Consider the following 16,895-nt stretch of genomic DNA (forward strand, 5'->3'; position numbering starts at 1 on the left):
GCCGAACCTCTCTCCGGAAATGGCGGAAATGCACGCCGAGATGATGCAGGGCACCCTGGCGGCCCTCGAGATGGAGGTCTCGATCGCCATTGCCGGAGGCCAATGGCTGAACGTCGCCACCCGGTTCGAGCGGCCGCCCATACAATGGTCTTGGGCCTCCACCCTCTCTTTCGTGTTGACGGCCGCCGTGTTGCTGCTTGCGATCTTCTGGTTTCTGCTGACGCGCCTGACGCGGCCACTGAATGATCTCGCCGCGGCAGCCGAGGAGTTCGGGCGCGGTGGCGGGCAAGGACCCCTCACGCCGGTCGGCCCAAATGAAGTGCGGAACCTGACGACGGCCTTCAATGACATGCAAACGCGCCTGGCTCGCTTCGTCACGGACAGGACGCAAATGCTGGCCGCCCTGGCCCATGACTTGAGATCGCCACTCACCGCGCTCAGGGTTCATGCCGAGATGGTGGAGGATGCGGAGACCAAGACCGGCATCACGGCCTCTCTCGACGAGATGCAGGATATGGTGGAAGCCACGCTGGCCTATGCGCGCGGTGTGGGACAGGACGAGGCCCTGCAACGGACCGAGATTGGCGCGTTCCTGACCGACATTCGGGACGCTACCAACGGTGCGTTGGACGTGCGCCCGGGACCCGAGGCAATGGTGCAGATCAAGCCCAAGGCGCTGCGCCGTGCTTTGCGCAATCTCATCGACAACGCGGGGCGCTACGGGCGCAACCCGACCCTAACCTGGGGCGTCTCTGACGAGAGCATCGAGATTTTGGTCGAGGACGATGGGCCGGGAATCCCTGACAACCGCTTGCGCGATGTGTTTCAGCCCTTCCTGCGCTTGGAAGGATCGCGCTCCCGCGAAACCGGAGGCCATGGGCTGGGCCTTTCAATCGCCCGCAGCATCGTTTTGCAACACGGCGGCGCGATCACCCTGTCGAACCGTGCAGAGGGCGGACTCCGTGCGCACATTGTTTTGCCCGTGACTGCGCATCAAGCTGCAATGACATCTCCGTCAGAGCATCCCGAAGCGCGCGCCGAAACCGGATTTTCGGCTCGGACTAAAAAAGTGTAGCGCCGCGGTCCAACCGGCGGGTTGATACATAACCTTACAAAATTCCGGGGCTCCCTGCGTTCCGTCGCTCACTGATCTTCGATAGAAAACAAAGCGTTCGACATGGAAACGAGGCAGAGCCATGCAGGCAAGAAATCGATCCTTTTGGTCGCGTCGTCATTTTGTCGGCGGCGTCGGCGCGGCGCTCCTGTTTGCGCCTTCGGTGCTGCGCGCAGAACCACGCGCACCGGTTCGGCGCAACGCTTCGAGCTTCAGAACCCACGATTGGCAAGACCACTTCGATCATCTGGGCAAAGGCATCATTATCGCGGACACCAATTCACGGGCGCTTCAGCAATGGACAGCCGACGGTGAAATGTTTCTTTATCCGACATCGGTTCCAATGACGGATGAGCTGACGCGGCGGGGCTATACAGAGATCGTTTTCAAAGATCCTGAGCCGGATTGGACACCCACGCCATCCATGCGCGAGCGCGATCCGTCCTTGCCGGCCTATATGCCGCCAGGTCCGGACAATCCGCTCGGGGTGCGGTCGCTGCATTTGACCTGGCAATATTATCGCATTCACGGGACACACGATACACGCAAGATTGGTCGTCGTTCGTCGAGCGGCTGCATCGGCCTCTACAACGAACATATCATTGAGGTTTACAATCGGACACCGGTCGGAACGCAGGTCAAATTGATCTGATGGGGCGTTACACGATCTTATCCGTCGCCCTTGCGGTGGTTCTTGGCATTGGCTTCTGGTGGACAGGACCAACTGACGATGACGTGGCAACGACCACGGACGACGCGTCTCGCGCCAACGGGCCCATGGTCGATGTCGCCTTGCCGGAAGTGCTGTCGGCCAACGCGGAGGTCGGCAAACTGGCCTACGATGCGAAATGTGCAGCCTGTCACGGCGCAAATGCTGCCGGGCAGGACGGTGTGGCGCCCCCTCTTGTGCATAAGATTTACGAACCCAGCCACCATGGGGATGCCGCTTTCCTTCTGGCGGCCAAGAATGGTGTCCGTGCGCATCATTGGCGCTTTGGGAACATGCCGCCGGTCGAAGGTGTCACCGATGGCGATGTGAAAATGATCGTGGCCTATGTGCGTGAGTTGCAACGCGCGAATGGTATAAACTGACTGAAGAAACCGACGAAGGACGATCCGTGATATACAGAGTCGCACTGACAATTTTTTTGGCGCTGACCAGCGCGCAAGCCCTCGCCCATTCTGAAAAGGAAAGCATGACGCCTGCAGACGGAGCCATTCTTGACGCCGTACCGGAGACGATTGGATTGCGCTTCAACGATGGGATGCGATTGACGAAAGTCGAAATGACCCATGCTGAGACGCACACCGAGGCTCTGGACCTCGGCACCCAATCCGGTTTTGTCAAAGAATTCTCGCTTCCTCTCACGCCCATGGGGCCGGGCATGTATCACATTGAATGGCGCGGGCTTGGTGTTGATGGGCACCCGATGAACGGTGTCTTCTCGTTTGAAGTGAAGTGAGCGGTGCCGGATATCTGGGGACAGGCTGCGGTTGCCACAAAGTTTTTGCTCTATCTCGGCGTCCTCACGAGTGCCGGGCTGATACTCTGTCGCCAAGTCTTTTCCGAGCAGTTGGCTGGGCTCGACCGTTTTCTACGCGCCTGGGCCGTCTTCTTTGCTCTTTTGGCGGCTACAATGTCATTCCTCGGCTTTGCCGTGCGGGGCGCGGTGCTCATGGATGATGCTTCAGGCATGACTGATCTGGCGATCCTGGCGTTGCTCTGGGAAACGCCGCCCGGAGACGCCCTGCTGTTGCGGCTACTGGGCCTGGGGGCACTCCTGACCGGTGTGGTCTTGGGGGGACGGTGGCTATGGGTCGCGCTCTTGGGCAGTTTCTTGGCAATCTGGAGTTTTTGCGAGATCGGTCATGTCGCCAGCGAAGATCGCCTGTGGTTTCAGAGCGTCTTGTTCGGTCATCTGATCGTTGCCGCATTCTGGATCGGCGTCCTTCTTCCACTCCATAAGCTTTCGGGGTCTGCGGACACATTGCGAGTTGCTGCCGTGCTTGGACATCGCTTTGGACAGGTCGCATCTGTTGCGGTCCCACTCCTACTACTCGCTGGCGTGGTAATGACCTGGCGACTGGTTGGTTCGTTACCCGCGCTTCTCGGCACTGCCTATGGTTTGACACTTCTGGCAAAGATTGCCGTCGTGACGCTGCTTCTGGCCCTTGCCGCCATCAACAAAACACGGCTTGTGCCCGCTTTGCAGAGCGGTGATCCCAAAGCTGGGCCACACCTTGCAAGATCGATTTCTCTCGAATGGGTTTGTATCGGTGTCATCTTGCTTGCCACGGCTGTCTTCACCTCAATTCTAACGGTGCCATCATGAAACTTTCAAAACGCGATTTTCTTCGCATGAGTGCTGCCGGTTTGGCGTGCATGCCGAATTCACTGTTCGCGCAGACAGACATGCGCGCGGTGACAGCCCGGGTCGCAGATATACAGCTTTTGCCTGATGACTACGGAAAAACACAGATCTGGGGGTTCGATGGTATCGCGCCGGGCCCTGAAATCCGGGTTACGCAAGGCGCGCGGGTACAGAGACGTATTATCAATGAGTTACCCGATCCGACATCGACCCATTGGCACGGGATCCGCATCGACAATGCGATGGATGGGGTGGCCGGTCTGACGCAGGACGCCATTCGCCCCGGGGACAGCTTTGACTACGATTTCGTTGTCCCCGATGCGGGCACCTACTGGTATCACGCGCACAACCGCTCGTTCGAGCAAGTCGCACGTGGTCTTCAGGGTGCGCTGATCGTCGAAGAGCCGGAGCCGATCGATATCGACCGTGAAGAGGTCCTGATCCTCGACGATTGGCGGATCGATCCGGAAACAGCCCAGATTGCGGATACTTTCGGGGCGATGCATGACCTCAGCCATGCCGGGCGTCTTGGAAATTACATCACAACGAACGGCGTCTACAATCTCGCAAAGAGCGTGAAACGGCATGAGCGTCTGCGCCTGCGGCTGATCAATGCGTCCAACGCCCGGATTTTCCAACTTGCGCTGGAGGGGCTCGAAGGCTGGATTGTGGCCATGGACGGGATGCCGCTGGCCGTGCCGCAACCCGTGGAAGGTTCATTCCTGCTGTCGTCGGCACAACGGGTGGACCTGATCGTCGACGTGACCGCAGAGGTCGGCAGCGCAGGCCATATCGTGCAATTGAGCCGCGATGAAAGCTTTTCTCAGGTGGCCTTCGAGGTGACAGGCGACGGTACACGCGCGCGGCGCGGAACGCCTCAACCCCTCCCACCGAATGCCCATGCCATCCCCGATCTGGGATCGGCAAGGGACATCGCATTGCTGATGGAAGGGGGGGCCATGGGCGGCATGCGCGGTGCCATGATGGGCGGTCGGATGTCTTCGATGCGCGACATGATGGAGACAGGAAACTTCTGGGCCTTCAATGGCGCGGTGGGGGGCATGGATGGTCCAGCACTGGCGGAGTTGTCGCGTGGCGAAACCGTTCGGCTGAAGATCACCAATGACACGTCGTTTCCGCATGCCATGCATCTCCATGGGATGCACTTTCACGAGATCGCAGCCGATGGCAGCCTCGGCGCGCTACGCGACACCACACTGCTGGACCGGGGCGAAGTGCGCGCCCTTGCCTTCGTGGCAGACAACCCCGGAAAATGGTTGCTGCATTGCCATATGCTGTCACACGCGGCGTCCGGCATGATGACATGGGTCAATGTGGCATGAGAGCGATGGCTGCCATCCTCGGGATTGGTGTCCTGGCGGCTCTCGGGGCGGCAGCCTATGTCTGGACCGGGTCTGCCGGTGATGTCCAAAGCGTGGTGATGCCGGAAAGCGTCGATCTCGTGGCCGGCGAAGCGCTTTATGCCGAGACCTGCGCTGCGTGCCATGGGGCCAATCTGGAGGGTCAGGACAACTGGCGGAGTCCGGGCGCGGACGGTCGGCTGCCTGCACCTCCCCATGATGAAACGGGTCACACCTGGCATCATGCCGACCAGGTGCTGTTCGACTACACAAAGCTTGGGGGCCGAGAGGTGATGGCCGCTCAGGGCATGGAGTTCGACAGCGGTATGCCCGGATTCGGCGACCAACTGTCCGACCAGGAAATCTGGAATATCCTCGGGTACATCAAGTCGACCTGGCCCGAGGAAATACAGGATATTCAGTACGCGCGCACCCATGGTGTGCCGGTGAACTAGGAGAACTCTCATGAAGATCGCAATGACGATGTCTCTGGTCGTCACTTTGCTCGCCCCATTCGCGTCTCATGCTGACGCGCTCAGCGAAGACCGGGTCAAGGAATTGGTCCTGGAGGCCATCCGCGAAAACCCGGAGATCGTCCTCGAGGCGGTTCAGATCATTGAACGGCGTGAACAGGAACGGCAGGCGGCCGCGGCGGCGAGTGTCCTCTCCGAAAATCGCGATCTCCTCGAGAACGACCCGAACGCACCGGTTCTCGGAAATCCAGAAGGCGACGTCACGGTCGTGGAGTTCTTCGATTACAACTGCCCCTATTGCCGTAGGGTAAAGCCGCATATTGAAGCGCTCTTGGACGAAGATCCCAATGTGAGGCTGGTCTATCGAGAGTGGCCGATCCTCGGCGACGGCTCTGTTTTTGCCGCGCGCGCCGCATTGGCCGCGCGAGAGCAGGGTAAATACGAGGAATTTCACTGGGCGTTGATGGGCATGCAAGGCCGGGCCGAGGAAGCGTCCGTCATCCAGGTCGCACAGGAGATTGGTTTGGATATCGCGCAGCTGCGACGGGACATGCAGGCACCTGAGATCGATGCCCATATCGCGGCGTCAATGGAGATGAGCCGCGCGCTCGGCTTCAATGGCACGCCATCCTTTGTGATCGGAGACGCGCTGGTTCCGGGGGTCATCGAGGCCGATCAGATGATCCGTCTTACGCAGGAGGCACGCGCCGCAGGTCAATAGTTTCCTGACAATTGGCGAACGGACACAGTCAAGACGAGTGAAAGAGGTATTTTGATGGCCAAACTGACGCGTCGGCACTTTGTGGTAGGGTCTGCAATGCTCTTTTCGGCGCCACTCGCCACGTCGATATCGGCAGCGCCCACGTCCCCGCGCGCGATGTGGGATGTCTGGGATGCGCAAGTCACACCTCCGGGTTATGACCCCTCAACTTCCAATCCGTGGGGGGTTCATCCGCGGTTCCTACCGGTTCGGGTGGAGGCAAAGGCGGGCCTCGTGCCGGGTGACATCCATGTCGATGCCGTTGCGCGCTACTTGTATCATATCGAGCCGAACGGCAGCACGGCGATGCGCTATGGCGTGGCCATCGCACGCGGGACATTGTACGAGCCGGGTGTCTACACGATCCGGCGTAAAGCCAAGTGGCCCACGTGGCGTCCAACGGACGACATGATCGAACGCGACCCGGACCTTTATGCACAGCATGCGGAGGGGATGGACGCGGGGCCAACCAACCCATTGGGATCCCGTGCGCTTTATCTCTACGTGGGGAACCGGGACACTTATCTGCGTATTCATGGATCGCCTGAGCCGCGTTCGATCGGAGGTCGGGCGAGTTCGGGGTGCGTGCGCATGATCATGGCACATATCAACGATCTCTATCCCAACGTGGAAACGGGCAAAACCGCTCACCTGTATCCGCCCGAAGATGCGATCGGGGGCTAATGGGGCATTTTGGTGTTGCTCAAAGCGTCTTGAACTAGCTCACCGCCTGGCAGATTGGATTGCCTTGTGGCGTTCTGAGAGGCAACCAGGTCGCTTCAACCGGGCCGTTGTGAAGATACCAAAAACAATTGTCATTCGGATCAAGCCGTACCTTGTTGAGGTTCTGGTATGGCGCAGCGAGACCGACGAGTGGTTCAGGCAATTCGGTGAAGGCACCGTCCGCATCGACCACGGGTGTCGTGGAACATCCGGTCAGCAGATAAGCACTAAAGATCAAGCCCGACGCCTTCAAGATCGTGTTTATCCGGCTCTTCAATCCTCCGGACCTTCTTCCAGAGCGGTCGCCGGATAACCAGCTTCCGCAAGAACCTGAAGCAGGGCCGCCGAGGAGGAGGCTGTCGAGTCGATCTCTGTCGTGTGTGCAGCCAAATCCGGCCGAATGGTTGCGGACGGGTCTGCAGCCTTGACCGCTTTTTCGATAGCTGCAATGCAATGGCCGCAGCTCATGTCTGGGACGTGAAATTTCATGGTGTATCCTCTTCTCACTCATAGGAACTAAGGGTTCCAGCGGGTGGAAGGTCAAGCATCCATCGATGTTGGAAAAGGGGCTTTTGAGGGCGCGGGTGCGTTGCTATCCGATGACTTGCCGCTTCCATGGCAGGACTTCCCCATGAAGAAGAACATCACGCCATGTGCGCCGAGGCAAAGGGCGATTGGTGCTAGAACGCCCAAAATGTCCTGCAATCCAAAAAACGAGCCGCCTCGGGCAAAGAAAACAAGCAGCGGAAGCAGCATCACCGCGCAGCACACCCACATGCCGACGTGCATCATTTTTGAATTCTGCGGCTGCTGTTCCTGATCTGACATTTTCATCGGGCACTCTCCTGACCGGGGAATAGCGCACCGGTGGCTTGTCCGCCAAGTTTACAAATCGATACATTTCAATTGGAAACAGGGGGTTAGACATGCTTCAGGTTGATGCTGTGCCGGTCACCAAAAGAAATCTCCGATGACCCCTTGAGCTTCCAGTGACTGGAAGCCCTATATCTGCCTAGACCATACAATCCAGGTAACACGCTATGACCGACACCAGCCAAACAACGCTCAGCATCGACGGCATGACCTGTGCATCCTGCGTGGGACGTGTTGAAAAGGCCTTGGCGGGGCTCGACGGCGTTTCCGACGTCGCCGTCAACCTCGCGTCTGAGACGGCGCGCCTTTCGCTGGATGATCCGTCTCGGCTAACCGACGCCACGCAGACGCTTGCCTCCTTGGGTTATCCCGCGCGGACATCCAAAGTCACTTTGAACATTGCGTCCATGTCCTGCGCATCCTGCGTCGGACGGGTGGACAAGGCACTGGCGGACGTGCCCGGAGTGCTTTCCGTCAGCGTGAACCTGGCGGCAGAAACGGCAACGATCGAGTATCTCGAGGGCGCGGTGTCCTTGGGCGATTTGATGGCGGCATCGGCGGCGATTGGTTATCCGGCCGAGATTGCAGAGGCGCAGGCGAGCCAGTCTCGCGCCGCACGCAAGGCAGAAGAAGCCGACGGACTGCGTCGCAGCGTCCTTTTGGCAGCAATTCTAACGCTCCCGGTCTTCATCCTAGAAATGGGCTCCCATCTTATTCCGGCATTTCATCACTTGGTGATGACGACGATTGGTCTCCAAACGTCTTGGATCATCCAGTTCGTCCTCGCAACACTCGTCCTCTTCGGGCCGGGACGCCATTTCTACACCAAGGGGTTTCCCGCGCTTTTCAAGGGCGCGCCGGACATGAACAGCCTCGTTGCCGTCGGCACCGGCGCGGCCTGGGGGTACTCGGTGGTCGCAACCTTTCTTCCCGGACTCCTGCCAGAGGGGGTACGCGCGGTTTACTTTGAGGCAGCTGCGGTCATCGTCGTCCTCATTCTGGTTGGGCGCTGGCTTGAGGCACGCGCGAAGGGTCGCACCGGCGCAGCGATTCAGGCTTTGCTGGGCCTGCAGGTCCGCACCGCGCGCGTCATTCGGGGCGGTGAAACGGCGGAGGTCGATGTCGACGCACTCGCTGTCGGCGATGTGATCCTTGTCCGACCGGGTGAACGGATCCCCGTGGATGGCGAGGTGACCGAGGGGTCGAGTAATGTCGATGAGAGCATGATTACCGGAGAGCCCGTGCCCGTGCAGAAAACCGCTGGTGCCGCTGTCACTGGCGGGACTGTCAACGGCACTGGAAGCCTGACGTTTAAGGCCGCACGGGTTGGTTCAGATACCACACTCGCGCAGATCATCCGCATGGTCGAAGAGGCTCAAGGTGCCAAGCTGCCCATCCAGGGCCTAGTTGACCGCGTGACCCTGTGGTTCGTGCCTGCCGTCATGGTGCTCGCGGCACTCACGGTTGTGATCTGGTTGCTTGTCGGACCGGACCCGGCTTTGACCTTTGCGCTGGTGGCCGGCGTCTCGGTTCTGATCATCGCCTGTCCTTGCGCCATGGGCTTGGCCACACCCACGTCGATCATGGTGGGCACCGGGCGCGCCGCAGAGATGGGAGTCTTGTTCCGCAAGGGGGATGCGCTCCAAGCCTTGTCCGAAGTCGATGTCATCGCACTCGACAAGACGGGGACTGTCACCGAAGGCCAGCCGTCGCTGACCGATCTGGTCACTACCGACGGTTTCGACCGAGACAAAGTGCTGAGCCTGATCGCCGCTGTGGAGGCCCAGTCTGAGCATCCCATCGCCGAAGCCATTGTCCGCGGCGCGCGGGCCGAAGGGATCGCCGTTCCGAATGCCACGGGCTTCCGGTCGATCACCGGTTACGGCGTCGCCGCGACTGTCGAAGGTCAGGAGGTGATGGTCGGCGCGGACCGTTATATGTCCCGCGAAGGGATCGAAATCGCCGCCTTGGTCGAAACGGAAGCCGAGCTGGCAGGGCGGGGCCGGACAGCGCTTTATGCGGCGATCGACGGCAAACTGGCCGCAGTGATCGCCGTGGCGGACCCCGTGAAACCCGCCAGCCAGGAAGCCATTGCAGCCCTGCACGCGCGCGGTTTCAAGGTTGCGATGATCACCGGAGACAAACGCGAGACGGCGGAGGCCATCGCGCGCGAAACCGGAATCGACCACGTGATCGCGGGTGTCCTGCCGGATGGCAAGGTCGCAGCGCTCGACGATCTGCGCGCGGGAGACCGAATGATTGCTTTCGTCGGCGACGGCATCAATGATGCACCGGCCCTGGCCCATGCGGATGTCGGCATCGCCATCGGCACCGGAACCGATGTCGCTATCGAATCCGCCGATGTGGTCTTGATGTCAGGCGATCTGCGCGGCGTGGTGAATGCGGTTGAGGTTTCCAGGCGCACCATGTCGAACATTCGCCAGAACCTCGTCTGGGCCTTCGGGTACAATGTCGCGCTGATCCCGGTCGCTGCCGGGGTTCTCTATCCGGCCTTTGGTTTGCTTCTTTCCCCGGTCTTCGCGGCGGGTGCTATGGCCCTGTCGTCGGTATCGGTTCTGACAAACGCCCTGCGTCTGCGCCGCATCGCGCCGGCCTTGCGTGAAGACAGAGACATCACCGCACCACGGATCAGTGCACAGACCCAACCCGCGGAATAGGAGGATCGTGTCGTGAACATTGGAGAAGTTGCAGAGCGGTCTGGCATCCCGCCCAAAACCATCCGCTACTACGAGGATATCGGCCTGGTCAGGCCGCAGCGCAGCGGCAACGGATACCGCGCATTCCGCGAGACCGATCTGCACAAGCTTGCGTTTCTGGGTCGCGCGCGCGCGCTCGGGTTCTCGATCGAGGATTGCCGCAATCTCTTGAATCTCTATGAGGATGAAACGCGGGCGAGCGCTCAGGTGAAGGCCATCGCCGAAGAGCACCTGAGCGCAATCGACGACAAGATCGCGCAGCTTCAGGACATGCGCGAGACCTTGTCCCATCTCGTCGAGGCCTGCCGCGGAGACCACCGACCGGATTGCCCGATCTTGAAGGATCTTTCTGGTGACCTGAAGAACATCCGCTGAAAACGCGTTCTATTTCGGAACCCTCCAGCGCTGGAATCTTGTTTGAGAGAAAAGCGAAAGGAGTTCACATGTCAGATTCAGCAATATTAAATCACGACAGCCGCACAGCCGATTCCGCGAAATCGGACAGTCACGGCAAGTCTTCTTACGGGCGCTTCCTCGCGATGGTTGGAACGTCGACCGCTATTATGTTCGGCCTGATGTATCTGAACACCTATGCCATTGAGCATGTCTATTGGAGCGAGACACGGTTCTATATGACCTTTGTCATGGGTGCGACGATGGCAGTCGTGATGCTCCTGTTTATGTGGGGCATGTACAAAAACCTCGCCGCCAATGTCGCCATTCTCGCAGGCTCGGCAGTCCTGTTCGCCGGCGCTCTCTGGCTCGTCCGCGGCCAAGAAACCGTGCAGGATGAAAGTTGGATGAGTGCCATGATCCCGCACCATTCGATTGCAATCATGACCAGCAAGAGGGCGGAAATCACTGACCCGCGCGTCAAAGCGCTTGCTGAAGAAATTGTCGTGGCCCAAGATCGGGAAATTGCGGAGATGCGCTTCCTGCTCGCCGACATCGAGGCAAATGGTGAAGCTGGGCCAGAATGGCCATTGGGTAAATCCGATGGACCTGCAAGCGTGGCAAGCCTGACGCAGGCAATCTCGACGCCGGTCATTGCAGGCATCCGTCCTGCTCCTCTTTCGGACGCGGAGATCGAAAGCGGGCTCGGCACCGAGCCGATGTGTACGTTCGTTCGCGCCGTCAACGCCGACCCCATATTGGCGACCGATGGAAACGGGCAGGGAATCGCGAAGGTCTCCGGGTCGCTGGTGCAATTCGAAGCGACCGGCAGTGTGGCCTCTGGAGGTGTTCTGATGGCCGATGGTGGCCAGATGACCGTCGCGATGAGCGATGCTGACAATGGAGAAGGCTCTACCCTTCTGTTCGAATTGACCGGTGAAACCCCGCTCGCGGTTGGCTCCATGGGCTACTGGACCTGCAACGGCTAGACCAATGGAGGACATGATGCCGAAAGATACCAACCAGGCCGCAGGAAAGGCTGTTCTTTATCGCATGGTCATGGAAGACCACCTCTGCCCCTATGGATTAAAATCGAAAGATCTCTTGGAGCGCGAAGGGTATGAGGTCGAAGATCATCATCTGACGACGCGCGAAGAGACGGACGCGTTCAAGGCGGAACACGACGTATCGACAACACCCCAGACCTTCATCGGCGGTACGCGCATCGGCGGCTATGACGCCTTGCGCGAGCACTTCGGGAAAGAGGTTAAGGACGCGGACGAGACAACCTATCAGCCGGTCATCGCGATCTTCTCGGTGTCGTTTCTGATGGCCCTGGGTCTCAGCTGGGCGTTCTCTGGGTCGATACGTACGCTCCGTGCTTTCGAGTGGTTTATCGCGATCTCCATGTGCTTCCTTGCCGTCCAGAAGCTGAAGGATATCGAAGGCTTCTCGACGATGTTCCTGAACTACGATCTGCTCGCGCAACGCTGGGTGCGTTACGGCTACATCTATCCCTTTGGTGAAGCCATCGCGGGCGTTCTCATGGTCGCGGGCGCACTAGTGTGGATCAGCGCCCCAATTGCCCTCGTGATCGGGACCATCGGGGCGGTTTCCGTGTTCAAGGCGGTCTATATCGACGGGCGAGAATTGAAATGCGCTTGCGTTGGTGGCGGGTCGAACGTGCCACTGGGATTTGTGTCGCTGACCGAAAATCTGATGATGATCTTTATGGGGGTCTGGATGCCCGCGCGCGCACTCGGTTGGATATAGGACGAGCAATGGTCCATGTCGCCAAAGTCCTGACCTTGCTGACATGCGCCGTGTTTACACCAGCCGCGGGCATCGCCAACGAGGTCATTTCTTTTGACGGCAGCTGGAAAAAGCAGGGCTTCTTGCGCCTTTTCTCGAACGATTTTGGTCAACGGGGACGCCAGTTGGACATCGTTTCGGACGGTACGGTCTCGTTGCTCTGGCGCCCCGTTAAGGACCTCAATCGTTCGGTTGAATCTGCGCGTTGGGTCTGGCGGGTCCACGAGGGTGTCCGACCGACCGATCTTACGATCAAAGGTGGTGACGACAGAAATCTGGCGATCTACTTCGTGTTCGTCGATCCGGAGAGGGTGGACGCTCTGAGCGGAAAGAGCGCGCGGCGCATTCTTCAAGAGGACAGCGCACGCGCCCTGATCTACGTGTGGGGCGGTGCGCACCCGACCAATGCGATATTGCCCAGCCCCTATTCGCCCCGGTTGCGCAGCAAAGTCCTGCGCCCTTCAGAGATCGGGCAGTATCGTGAGCAGGTCGATCTCGCATCAGATCATCGCACTGCGTTCGGGATCGAGCCGGGTGCCCTGATTGGATTGGCCGTGTCGGCCGAAAGCGATGATACCAAGGGCAGAATCGTTGCGTCGATTTCCGATCTTCAGCTCGATTAAGCGCGTTACTCCGACGCGACACTTCGAACAGACGCTGTGTCGAGAGCGTCAAGAACTGCCTGTGGCGTCAAAATTTCCGGGAGAGCGATGCCGGAAGGCGACCCTGGCCCGAAGACGATATTGAACGGAATGCCGTAGCGGTCATATCGCTCGAGAAACCGCGCGATGTTGTCATCCGGGCGGGTCCAATCCGCCTGCATGGCGATCACGGAACCGCCGCGCAACCGCGCACGCACTGGATCCCTGTCAAGCACGAGAGACTTGTTGGCTTTGCAGGTCAGACACCAATCCGCGGTCACATCGACGAACACCGTCTCGCCTTCAGAGACGCGGCGCGCGATGCCGAGGGGTTCGAAATCCTGCCAGTGGGACGTCGCATCAACCCCTGCTGTGGTGCGGTCAGGGGTTGAGGTGAGACCTGCCCCGAAAATCGCCAGAAAAACACAGGCGCTGAGAACCGCACGCCGTACCCATTGGTTTGCCTGTGGGATTGATGCGGCGACAATGAACACAGCTGTGAGTGCCGAGATGAAGGCAGCTGCACGCCCACCCGTCACGCCGACAAGAACGAACAAGAGCCATGCGGCTGTTGCCAGCAACAGACCGCCAAGAAGGATCCTGACCAGAAGCATCCATCGCCCGGGCCGGGGCAGTCGCGTGACCAACTCGGGACGTGCGGCAATGACCAGGTAGGGGAGGGCCAGTCCAAGACCGAGCGCCGTGAATATCACTATCACGTCCAGTTGTGTACCCGCGAGCGCAAAGGTGATCGCGGTGCCGAGGAACGGGGCGGAACACGGCGTAGCGAGGATGGCCGCAAGCAGTCCGGTGCCAAAGTCTGAGATGTACCCGGCTCTGGCATTGCTGGCACCCAGGCGGTCTTGAAGGGCCGCGGGCAGGGTTATCTCGAATGCACCGAAGAGATTGGCGGCAAAGACGACGATGACCATGAACATCAGCGTCACGAAGACCGGATTTTGGAATTGTATACCCCAGCCGACGGATACTCCGATCCATTGAAGAAACACTAAGGCAGCCGCAAGCGCCCAGACAAATGTCAGTACCCCCAAGGCTGAAAACAGGAATCCGTTGCGCGTCATCTGCCGGGTTTGACCGGTTGCCTTCAAAACGGATGTGAGCTTGATCGATAAAACGGGTAACACGCAGGGCATGACATTCAGGATCAGACCACCGAGAAAGGCGATGGCGGCCACCGCCACGACCTTCAGCACACTCGTTCGAGGGTTCGCGCTTGAAAACGGTGGGGCAGGGGGATCTGAGGTAAGCGTGATCGGCGCCGTGATTGCACGTGCGGTGTCTGTGATCGTCACCGAAGGCTCTGCATGCTCTTCGGTCCAGGCGTTGATCGGTATTTGTGCCCAGAGTTCCGTTCTATCGCGATCCAACCGGATATCTGGTTTGCCAAAGGTCACAAGGGGTCCGAATTCCGGGAACACGTCGACCTCACCGAACGGTGTGTCGCTCGTTGCCACAACGATGAGAGCCGAGTCGCGCGCATCGAGGGCCGTGACCGATATCCTGATGTCGCTGTTCTCGGGTACCGCGGGAACGCGATCGGCATAAGTAGCAATTTGGCGAGCCGAGTTTGTATCGATCCCGATGCCTTGTGGCAGGGCGAGTGAAAGTTCGAAGTCATGGGGCACACAGACAGTCGAACATGTCAGCAAGGACACGCGGGCACGCAGTTCCAGAGGGTGGCCGTCGTCCTCAAGTCTCGCGCGGATCGGCAAGACAACCTGACCGGAATAGCCGAAGTTTTCGATCCCGAAGGCCTCGAACCGTTCCGGCGCGGGCCAGAGTAGCTCGGCGGATTTCAGGTTGGTCGAACCCGACCAGTTGATCTCCGGTGCCAAGCCAACCTCGCCGGGGGTGCGCCAGTATCCCTTCCAGCCCTCGCCGTACTCCAAGGCCAACCCAAGTGAGACGGAGGCGGCATCCGGCGCAATCCCGTCTTCGGCCGAGATCAGACGCGCCGTGACGGCGGGGTTTGAAAAGCTCTCGGATTCGGCAGCGTTGGCGGCATCGGATAGGAAGATGCCCACGCAACCGATAAGGATGAGCAGAAGCCAAGCCCCGAGGTGAAAAACTCGGACCGTCATTTGGGTGTGCATGCAGTCAACGCAGTACGCCAGGCAGGCTGGCCAAGGCCGCCTCCAGATCCGTCACGGGCAATCCGCGTGCGATCCAGCCTGGCCCCTTCTGTGATCCCAGCATGCCTTCCGAGACATCGATGAAGCCCGTGTAGTCGGCTCGTTTCAAGGCGCTCAAAAGACGGCCGCTGCGCCCCCCGGTGGCGCAGATCAGCGCAATGGGTTTCTCGCCTGAAAAATCGCGTGCGGCGAACAAGCGCTGCTCGAACACGGGTTCGTGCATACTGATCGGCCATGCGGCTTTCGCGACGCCCGTTTCCACCCATTCGGGGCGCGATCGAACATCAATCAGGGAAATCCTGTTCTGCGCCAATGCGTCGGCCGTCTCGGCAGCCGACCAGATCTCGCGCGTGGCGGCCGCAACGACCTGCGGCCCCATGACCCATGTCGATGCAAGCAGGATGAAGCACCGCCTATCCATGTTGCCTCCACAGTCGATTGACGAGAAACGCCAGGACTTCCCGGGGCGAGCCTTGCAGCCTAAGCAGCCTTACAAACATTCTGCCAACCCTCTTCGCGCTCCAACTCGATGATTTCCCGAACCATTTTGTCGCTGATCTGACCTTGGACGACAGTGCGGCCGATCACGAGGGCCGGCGTGCCGACAAAGGCGAACACGCGTGCAAGCGCTGCACTGTCTTCCAGCTCGCGCGTGATCTCGGCACTCTCCATGTCGGTGATCAATTGGCTGCCATCGACGCCAAGATCAGTGGCGAGGCGCGAGAGATATTCTGGCGTTGCCTGGAAAGGGGATTTCATCAGCCGTTCATGAAAGGCGACATAGGCATTTTGCCGTTTCGCCGCCAGAGCTGCCTTGGCCGCAAGATTTGAGCTGTCGCCGAGGAGCGGCAATTCATGCCAAGCCACTGCGATCTTGTCTGGCATCTCGCTCGTCATGTCGGCCAACCGTTTGGTTTGCACGCGGCAAAAGGGGCAATAGTAGTCCGAGAACGACGCCATCGGGACCTGCGTAGGCGTGGGAGTCAGACCACCATAAAGGGCCGAGCAAATATTATCGGAGACGCGCTCCAAGGCTGCGGCTTTCTGCGCCGCCACTTCGGTGCTGTCCGCCGTGCCCAGGCCTACGAAAGGATCGAAGCCGCCTGACGTCTCACCCGCAACGAACTTACGAAATCCTTCTGGTCTATCGAGTGCCTGCAATTCCAGTTTTTCCGGCAACAATGAGGGAACTGTGCGCAGGGCGGCGTACCCTGCGATGATCGCACCGATCGTCAGAAGCGTTGACCGTTTCTTGGAATCCATCTGAAGCCTGATCTCACCGTGTCCCCTTAAGTTCGTAGTGTGAAGCCTTGGAAAAGGTCAACTTTACAAACTGATACAATCTTTCAGCCCCGCTCCAATTGCCGCAACTTCTGAAGAGCGCTATTTCTCGCATATGGTTTGGAACGCGTTCTTTTTCCTGCGATCGGCATGTCTTGCCTGTGTGTGTCTGACGATCACCGTCGTCGGAACGCAGGCAATGCCGTTTGATGGAGAGATCAG

At 59.4% G+C, this 16,895-nt stretch carries 20 protein-coding genes; 14 read left to right on the top strand and 6 right to left on the bottom strand.

The window, feature by feature from the left end; translation table 11 throughout:
* The 9 genes from AC2FNJ_RS11680 to AC2FNJ_RS11720 all read left to right on the top strand — a co-directional run.
* A partial coding sequence (locus AC2FNJ_RS11680) for an ATP-binding protein (RefSeq protein ID WP_496764412.1) occupies window positions 1–1,075 on the top strand: 1,075 nt, incomplete at its 5' end.
* Between the two features lie 121 nt (window positions 1,076–1,196).
* Window positions 1,197–1,766 (top strand): L,D-transpeptidase, encoded by a 570-nt coding sequence (locus AC2FNJ_RS11685; RefSeq protein WP_093454951.1) that lies wholly within the window; start codon window positions 1,197–1,199, stop codon window positions 1,764–1,766.
* Entirely contained in the window at window positions 1,766–2,206 is a 441-nt protein-coding gene (locus AC2FNJ_RS11690) for a c-type cytochrome (RefSeq protein ID WP_093454950.1), read from the top strand. Before AC2FNJ_RS11685 ends, AC2FNJ_RS11690 begins: the two co-directional genes overlap by 1 nt.
* A gap of 56 nt (window positions 2,207–2,262) precedes the next feature.
* Window positions 2,263–2,577 (top strand): copper resistance CopC family protein, encoded by a 315-nt coding sequence (locus tag AC2FNJ_RS11695; protein ID WP_496764413.1) that lies wholly within the window; start codon window positions 2,263–2,265, stop codon window positions 2,575–2,577.
* Between the two features lie 3 nt (window positions 2,578–2,580).
* A complete protein-coding gene (locus AC2FNJ_RS11700) occupies window positions 2,581–3,447 on the top strand; it encodes a CopD family protein (protein WP_093454948.1) in 867 nt (288 codons plus the stop codon).
* Entirely contained in the window at window positions 3,444–4,829 is a 1,386-nt protein-coding gene (locus AC2FNJ_RS11705; RefSeq protein WP_093454947.1) for a multicopper oxidase family protein, read from the top strand. Before AC2FNJ_RS11700 ends, AC2FNJ_RS11705 begins: the two co-directional genes overlap by 4 nt.
* On the top strand, window positions 4,826–5,302 hold the full coding sequence (locus AC2FNJ_RS11710) for a c-type cytochrome (protein ID WP_093454946.1): 477 nt from the start codon (window positions 4,826–4,828) through the stop codon (window positions 5,300–5,302). Before AC2FNJ_RS11705 ends, AC2FNJ_RS11710 begins: the two co-directional genes overlap by 4 nt.
* A 10-nt stretch (window positions 5,303–5,312) precedes the next feature.
* Window positions 5,313–6,041 (top strand): DsbA family protein, encoded by a 729-nt coding sequence (locus AC2FNJ_RS11715; protein ID WP_093454945.1) that lies wholly within the window; start codon window positions 5,313–5,315, stop codon window positions 6,039–6,041.
* A 54-nt stretch (window positions 6,042–6,095) separates the two neighbouring features.
* Window positions 6,096–6,764: a L,D-transpeptidase gene (locus AC2FNJ_RS11720; protein WP_093454944.1), complete on the top strand. Its 669-nt coding sequence runs from the start codon at window positions 6,096–6,098 to the stop codon at window positions 6,762–6,764.
* A 34-nt stretch (window positions 6,765–6,798) separates the two neighbouring features.
* Here AC2FNJ_RS11720 and AC2FNJ_RS11725 read toward each other — a convergent pair whose 3' ends face one another.
* The 3 genes from AC2FNJ_RS11725 to AC2FNJ_RS11735 are packed head-to-tail and all read right to left on the bottom strand — an operon-like array spanning window position 6,799 to window position 7,637.
* Window positions 6,799–7,041, bottom strand: a complete 243-nt coding sequence (locus tag AC2FNJ_RS11725; protein WP_472737963.1) for a hypothetical protein — start codon at window positions 7,039–7,041, stop codon at window positions 6,799–6,801.
* 35 nt (window positions 7,042–7,076) lie between these two features.
* The gene (locus AC2FNJ_RS11730) at window positions 7,077–7,292 is read right to left on the bottom strand and encodes a heavy-metal-associated domain-containing protein (RefSeq protein ID WP_093454943.1); all 216 of its coding nucleotides are present in this window, start codon (window positions 7,290–7,292) and stop codon (window positions 7,077–7,079) included.
* A gap of 51 nt (window positions 7,293–7,343) precedes the next feature.
* Window positions 7,344–7,637, bottom strand: coding sequence for a hypothetical protein (locus tag AC2FNJ_RS11735; protein WP_093454942.1), 294 nt, complete (start codon window positions 7,635–7,637; stop codon window positions 7,344–7,346).
* A gap of 206 nt (window positions 7,638–7,843) precedes the next feature.
* Here AC2FNJ_RS11735 and AC2FNJ_RS11740 point away from each other — a divergent pair, with 206 nt between their 5' ends.
* The 5 genes from AC2FNJ_RS11740 to AC2FNJ_RS11760 all read left to right on the top strand — a co-directional run bounded on the left by AC2FNJ_RS11740 (window position 7,844) and on the right by AC2FNJ_RS11760 (window position 13,221).
* A complete protein-coding gene (locus AC2FNJ_RS11740; RefSeq protein WP_093454941.1) occupies window positions 7,844–10,354 on the top strand; it encodes a heavy metal translocating P-type ATPase in 2,511 nt (836 codons plus the stop codon).
* A gap of 12 nt (window positions 10,355–10,366) precedes the next feature.
* On the top strand, window positions 10,367–10,768 hold the full coding sequence (gene cueR, locus AC2FNJ_RS11745) for a Cu(I)-responsive transcriptional regulator (RefSeq protein WP_093454940.1): 402 nt from the start codon (window positions 10,367–10,369) through the stop codon (window positions 10,766–10,768).
* A gap of 68 nt (window positions 10,769–10,836) precedes the next feature.
* A complete protein-coding gene (locus tag AC2FNJ_RS11750; RefSeq protein WP_093454939.1) occupies window positions 10,837–11,775 on the top strand; it encodes a DUF305 domain-containing protein in 939 nt (312 codons plus the stop codon).
* 16 nt (window positions 11,776–11,791) lie between these two features.
* Complete coding sequence (locus AC2FNJ_RS11755; RefSeq protein ID WP_093454968.1) at window positions 11,792–12,559, top strand: MauE/DoxX family redox-associated membrane protein; 768 nt, start codon at window positions 11,792–11,794, stop codon at window positions 12,557–12,559.
* Window positions 12,560–12,567: 8 nt separating this feature from the next.
* The gene (locus AC2FNJ_RS11760; protein ID WP_093454938.1) at window positions 12,568–13,221 is read left to right on the top strand and encodes a DUF3047 domain-containing protein; all 654 of its coding nucleotides are present in this window, start codon (window positions 12,568–12,570) and stop codon (window positions 13,219–13,221) included.
* Between the two features lie 5 nt (window positions 13,222–13,226).
* Here the strand turns inward: AC2FNJ_RS11760 and AC2FNJ_RS11765 are convergent, their stop codons facing one another.
* The 3 genes from AC2FNJ_RS11765 to AC2FNJ_RS11775 all read right to left on the bottom strand — a co-directional run bounded on the left by AC2FNJ_RS11765 (window position 13,227) and on the right by AC2FNJ_RS11775 (window position 16,655).
* Entirely contained in the window at window positions 13,227–15,341 is a 2,115-nt protein-coding gene (locus tag AC2FNJ_RS11765; RefSeq protein WP_093454937.1) for a protein-disulfide reductase DsbD family protein, read from the bottom strand.
* A 16-nt stretch (window positions 15,342–15,357) separates the two neighbouring features.
* Window positions 15,358–15,771, bottom strand: a complete 414-nt coding sequence (locus AC2FNJ_RS11770) for a rhodanese-like domain-containing protein (protein ID WP_244525676.1) — start codon at window positions 15,769–15,771, stop codon at window positions 15,358–15,360.
* A gap of 101 nt (window positions 15,772–15,872) precedes the next feature.
* On the bottom strand, window positions 15,873–16,655 hold the full coding sequence (locus AC2FNJ_RS11775; RefSeq protein ID WP_093454935.1) for a DsbA family protein: 783 nt from the start codon (window positions 16,653–16,655) through the stop codon (window positions 15,873–15,875).
* Window positions 16,656–16,895 lie beyond the last annotated feature (240 nt).

The sequence above is a fragment of the Ruegeria sp. BHSB196 genome (genome assembly GCF_059613135.1).

Excerpts from the sequence above, each read along its gene's own strand:
- AC2FNJ_RS11715 (WP_093454945.1), top strand. The coding sequence starts at position 5,313 with ATGAAGATCGCAATGACGATGTCTCTGGTCGTCACTTTGCTCGCCCCA.
- AC2FNJ_RS11770 (WP_244525676.1), bottom strand. The coding sequence starts at position 15,771 with ATGGGGCCGCAGGTCGTTGCGGCCGCCACGCGCGAGATCTGGTCGGCT.
- AC2FNJ_RS11710 (WP_093454946.1), top strand. The coding sequence starts at position 4,826 with ATGAGAGCGATGGCTGCCATCCTCGGGATTGGTGTCCTGGCGGCTCTC.
- AC2FNJ_RS11750 (WP_093454939.1), top strand. The coding sequence starts at position 10,837 with ATGTCAGATTCAGCAATATTAAATCACGACAGCCGCACAGCCGATTCC.
- AC2FNJ_RS11775 (WP_093454935.1), bottom strand. The coding sequence starts at position 16,655 with ATGGATTCCAAGAAACGGTCAACGCTTCTGACGATCGGTGCGATCATC.
- AC2FNJ_RS11765 (WP_093454937.1), bottom strand. The coding sequence starts at position 15,341 with ATGACGGTCCGAGTTTTTCACCTCGGGGCTTGGCTTCTGCTCATCCTT.
- AC2FNJ_RS11705 (WP_093454947.1), top strand. The coding sequence starts at position 3,444 with ATGAAACTTTCAAAACGCGATTTTCTTCGCATGAGTGCTGCCGGTTTG.
- AC2FNJ_RS11690 (WP_093454950.1), top strand. The coding sequence starts at position 1,766 with ATGGGGCGTTACACGATCTTATCCGTCGCCCTTGCGGTGGTTCTTGGC.
- AC2FNJ_RS11730 (WP_093454943.1), bottom strand. The coding sequence starts at position 7,292 with ATGAAATTTCACGTCCCAGACATGAGCTGCGGCCATTGCATTGCAGCT.
- AC2FNJ_RS11740 (WP_093454941.1), top strand. The coding sequence starts at position 7,844 with ATGACCGACACCAGCCAAACAACGCTCAGCATCGACGGCATGACCTGT.
- AC2FNJ_RS11685 (WP_093454951.1), top strand. The coding sequence starts at position 1,197 with ATGCAGGCAAGAAATCGATCCTTTTGGTCGCGTCGTCATTTTGTCGGC.
- AC2FNJ_RS11760 (WP_093454938.1), top strand. The coding sequence starts at position 12,568 with ATGGTCCATGTCGCCAAAGTCCTGACCTTGCTGACATGCGCCGTGTTT.
- AC2FNJ_RS11755 (WP_093454968.1), top strand. The coding sequence starts at position 11,792 with ATGCCGAAAGATACCAACCAGGCCGCAGGAAAGGCTGTTCTTTATCGC.
- AC2FNJ_RS11735 (WP_093454942.1), bottom strand. The coding sequence starts at position 7,637 with ATGAAAATGTCAGATCAGGAACAGCAGCCGCAGAATTCAAAAATGATG.
- AC2FNJ_RS11720 (WP_093454944.1), top strand. The coding sequence starts at position 6,096 with ATGGCCAAACTGACGCGTCGGCACTTTGTGGTAGGGTCTGCAATGCTC.